Below are 3,177 nucleotides of genomic sequence, written 5' to 3' on the forward strand. Positions count from 1 at the left end.
CCGCATGCGCCCGCCGGTGATCCCAGATAGGGTTTTATGGCCAAGAATAAGTTGACTAGTTCGCGTATTTGGATTATCTCTGGTCTTGCAGGCGGCCCAGGACCAATCTCCGACCGACCAGCACGCTGACTTGGCAAAAGGCGCCCTCCGCGGGCGAGTGTCCGCGGCTCTTTCCCAGGAGGAAGCTCCTGGCGTGAAAGGGGAGGCCAGCCCTGGGCTGCGCGTGCTGACGGTCTCTCCTCAGAATAAGAGGAGGGAGATTCGTCGCGTGCACAGGCCTTCCAACACCACACATCCCTCGCCCGTCGCAGCGGCGCGCCGCGGCCTCTGCGCATTCCTCCTCGCCTGGCTGCGCCAACAGGGTGACCGTTACGGGCCCGGGTTCCTGGTCATGCCCGAGCTGACCGGCCAGCGCGGCATCGTGCGGGCCGTCAAGAGAATGTCGGTCGTGCCGTGCTTGACGTCGGCACTTGCCGACCTGCGGAAGCAAGCCGGGCACATCACGGCGTGCAGCACCGAGGCTCAAGCGATCAGGATGGCCGCGGCCCATCGGCGCTGGCCGCCTCCCCAGGGCGTGCTCGCTTCGGCGACCATCGCCGAAACGGCGGGCATAGCCTTCTTCTAGCGCCATCCATCACGCCGCAACGGTCGGGCTGTCACGTCGCATGGCCATGCGGGCGTCTGACCCCCCGTGGCCGATCACCGGGAGCGGCTTTGGGCCGGCCTGCGGATGGAGACGCCGACTGCCTCCAGCGCCATGGGTCCCAACCAGGATCAGGTGCTGGGCATGCCGGCAACAGGATTCAATCGCTCCCCCTTCGGGTGGTCGAGCAGAAAGGATGATGACGATGCAGCAGTGGTTCGAAGTCGACCGCAATGGTCTGGCAAAGCTGCTCGAGCGGAAGGGCCGCGAGTTCCTGCTCTACGAGCTCGTCCAGAACGCCTGGGACCAGGACAGCACACGCGTCGATGTCACGCTCACCAAGGAGCCCGGCTCGCGGCTGGCCACCATCCGGGTCGAGGACGACGACCCCGACGGCTTCAAGACGCTCCCGCAGGCGTGGACGCTGTTCGCGGAGAGCCGCAAGAAGGCCGATGCCGAGAAGCGGGGACGCTTCAACCTCGGGGAAAAGCTGGTGCTCGCCCTCTGCCAGGAGGCGGAGATTGTCTCGACCACCGAGGCCGTGCGCTTCGACGCGAGCGGACGTACGCCGCTGCGGCGGCGCCGCGAGCGGGGCACCGTCTTCGAGGGAAAGCTCCGCCTGACGAATGAGGAGTTCGCTGCCTGCTGCGCGGCGGTGCACCGGCTGCTGCCGCCCGCCGGCATCACCACGACCTTCAATGGGAGGCTGCTGCCGCCGCGCACGCCCTGCGCTGAGTTCGAGGCATCGCTGCGGACCGAGATTGCGGACGCCGAGGGCAACCTGCGCCCGGCCACCAGGAAGGCCTCGGTGCGCGTGTTCCCGGTGGTCGGGGACGAGGTCGCCACGCTGTACGAGATGGGCATCCCGGTTGTCCCGACGGGGGACACCTACCACGTCGACGTCCAGCAGAAGGTGCCGCTGAGCCTCGACCGTGACAACGTGCCGCCCGCATACCTCCGCACCCTCAGGACCGCCGTCCTGAACGTGATGCATGACCGGCTGCCCGCCGAGCAGGCCACGGCCGTGTGGGTGCGCGAGGCGCTCGGAACGCGGGATGTCTCGAGCGCCGCGGTCAGGACCGTGGTCGCGAACCGCTTCGGGCCGAAGTCGGTTGTGTACGACCCCTCGGACCGGGAGGCCAACAAGCTGGCGGTGGTCGCGGGGTACACCGTCGTGCACGGGAGCCAGTTGTCGGCCGAGGAGTGGGCCAATGTGCGCACGGCCGGGGCCCTCCTGCCGGCCGGTCAGGTGACGCCGTCCCCGAAGCCGTTCACCCCCGGCGGGCCTCCGCTGCAGACGCTGCCGCGCGAGGCGTGGTCAGACGCGGAGCAGGCGCTCGTGGCCCTCTACCAGCGGCTCGCCCCGCACCTCATCGGTCAGCCCATTGAGGTGAAGCTCGCGCTGGCGCCGGATGCCTTCTGGGCTGCCTGCTATGGCCCGGCCGGCCCGCTCTACCTGAATCGCCCGAAGCTGGGGCGGCGCTTCTTCAAGGGGGGCGCTTCCGAGGAGGCCTTGGACCTCCTCATCCACGAACTGGGGCATCACTACGCAGGTGATCATCTCAGCGACGACTACTACCGCGCCCTGACGAAGCTGGGTGCACGCCTTGCCCTGGCTGTGGCGCGGGACCCCAGGCTCCTCAGCTGCAGCACCGGTGACGGTGAGTAAGCCATCAGCGATGTAACTGGGTCGGCCGAGCCATCGGCATCGGCATGGGCATCGGCCGACATAGTCAGTTCGCTGCGCTTTGATGTTGCTGTCCCACTATGGCAGCAGCCCCATGACCTCCAAGCGAGGTCATGGGGCTGCTGCATTTGGACCCTGGATCGGGATGGATGGCCTCCGCCGTGCTGCCGATGACGCTCCATCTCCTGCTCGCGGCGGCGAACCAGCACCGCAAGCTTCTTGTCTGGTCGCGGAACATTGTCGGGAGCCAGTTGGGCTGGCCCTCATAGGATACCGGCGCCGGTCTGAGCGGCTGTTGCGCTCGGTCGTGGGACGGAGGTGAGCCATTCACCAGATCCACCCAAATGCCCGCGCCGCCCGGCCGTCCGCGCCGGGATCGCCCGCTCCCCGGGTCTTCCGGCTTGCTGGCCCGGCGCTACGAGGCCTGGGCAAGAGTTTAACTTCGCCCTCGACGAACTGACCTTCGTCGTCACGCACGTCCTGCCGCTTCTGAACCGCGACAGCATCTTGCGCATCCTCACGGCGGCGCCCTACGGCTTCCAAACGCGCGTACAAAGGCGGCGGAAAGTTCCAGGACAACGATCTCGGTTTCGTTCACGTCGATACCAAACGAGGTCAGAGCCGACCGCAGGACATCACCAAGTTTCTCCTCATCATCGACGACGCCAAGGAGGTCTCGTAACCGGGGCAGTTAGCCGGTCCAGAGACGGCACAACCCCGCCCCAGGGCCGAGTACCGGGTCCTGTTCCGGCCGCGGCACGGCGGCGATGGCGCGCAGCACCGCCTCGCGCTCCCGCGGGTCACCGCGCCGGAGGTCGTAATCCCTGCCCGCCGGATAGGCGCCGAC

General features: G+C 67.7%; 2 protein-coding genes. Both read left to right on the top strand.

The window, feature by feature from the left end; all coding sequences use genetic code 11:
* Nucleotides 1–391: 391 nt before the first annotated feature.
* On the top strand, nucleotides 392–625 hold the full coding sequence (locus D2K64_RS24830) for a hypothetical protein (protein ID WP_157986093.1): 234 nt from the start codon (nucleotides 392–394) through the stop codon (nucleotides 623–625).
* Between the two features lie 223 nt (nucleotides 626–848).
* Nucleotides 849–2,312: an ATP-binding protein gene (locus D2K64_RS23145; RefSeq protein WP_120010748.1), complete on the top strand. Its 1,464-nt coding sequence runs from the start codon at nucleotides 849–851 to the stop codon at nucleotides 2,310–2,312.
* The last annotated feature ends 865 nt before the right edge of the window (nucleotides 2,313–3,177 follow it).

Origin of the sequence: Teichococcus vastitatis (assembly GCF_003604215.1) — a bacterium.
Taxonomy (GTDB): Bacteria; Pseudomonadota; Alphaproteobacteria; order Acetobacterales; family Acetobacteraceae; genus Pseudoroseomonas; species Pseudoroseomonas vastitatis.

Excerpts from the sequence above, each read along its gene's own strand:
- D2K64_RS24830 (WP_157986093.1), top strand. The coding sequence starts at position 392 with ATGCCCGAGCTGACCGGCCAGCGCGGCATCGTGCGGGCCGTCAAGAGA.
- D2K64_RS23145 (WP_120010748.1), top strand. The coding sequence starts at position 849 with ATGCAGCAGTGGTTCGAAGTCGACCGCAATGGTCTGGCAAAGCTGCTC.